General features: G+C 40.4%; 1 pseudogene. It reads right to left on the reverse strand.

Features of this window, described 5'->3' with window-relative positions:
• Positions 1–996 (reverse strand): annotated as a pseudogene (locus tag FD32_RS06860) (IS4 family transposase); the annotation flags it as partial.
• Positions 997–1,114 lie beyond the last annotated feature (118 nt).

Genomic DNA, 1,114 nt, shown 5'->3' on the forward strand with positions numbered 1-1,114 from the left:
ACTATATAATTGGATGATCTGTTGGGGTGTCAGTTTGGTATTAGTTGATGCTAAAACTAAATATTGATTCTTAACACCTTTTTTAGCGACGAAAACAACTTTCATTGGAAAATGGTGGCCTTGAAATTCAGCCTCAACGACACTGCTATAAAGATACTGTTTACCTTGCGGACGTTTAGAATGAAGCAGGCGTAAATATAAGGCCTTAATACTATAAGCTCGTCCCCGATAGCGATAATCTACTTTAGAACTGCGCTTAAGCATCGCCACACTATCTAATCCTAGTTGCTTAAGGCGCCAGAACATCTGTGGAGAACTATACCAGCTATCAAATAAGACGTATTTAGCTGATACACCAAAATTAAGTGCTTGCTTGATTAACTCCAGAACTACTTCATTCATTTTACGTTGCGCCTGAGAACGACGTTGACCAGCGATCGTCCGTTGATCAGTCGTACTGGATTTAGTACCAACGAGATTAGTCTTCTTCTTGGTTGACATTAAGGCCAAGTTGACTGGTAAGAAGGGATTGCCATCACTCCAACCAATCGTTAGATTTCGATAGCCGGTTGAATATTTGTGTTGGTCATGATCATAGATTCTCGCCAATAATTCGGTTTTAGTCGAGTACGGTCACTCAATTAGGGTATCGTCAACGATTAAAGCTAACCGTCGCCGTTTATCAATAAATGGGGTAAGAATTGAAGTCATCTTGATGGTCACCAGACATAGTAATTTCTGCCAGTTAATCCGACCATCGTTCAGAACATTTCTAACCGTACGTGAACTAAACAACTGGCTAGGCTGTGCTCGATAGAGAGAACGACGACTAAAGGTAACTTCAAACAGCCAAGTAATAATGGCGGTCAAAGGAATAGTAGAGTGGCGTTTAAAGTTAATCCGCCTACTAAGCTGACCTAGACCAATTACGCTGATAAAAGAAGAAATTAGGTTTTTAGTATCGTGCTCTGCCTGGATTTGAGTTATACTTTTCATTGCGCAAGACTCCCTTTCTACTTGTTTTTGGCGATTTAAGTATAACGCGAGAGTTCTTGTGTTTTCTATTTTTATAGTGAGGAAGCTCAGGATCACGGCCAATTACCGTAATTCTGGG

This window comes from Limosilactobacillus panis DSM 6035 (assembly GCF_001435935.1).
GTDB classification, from domain to species: Bacteria; Bacillota; Bacilli; order Lactobacillales; family Lactobacillaceae; genus Limosilactobacillus; species Limosilactobacillus panis.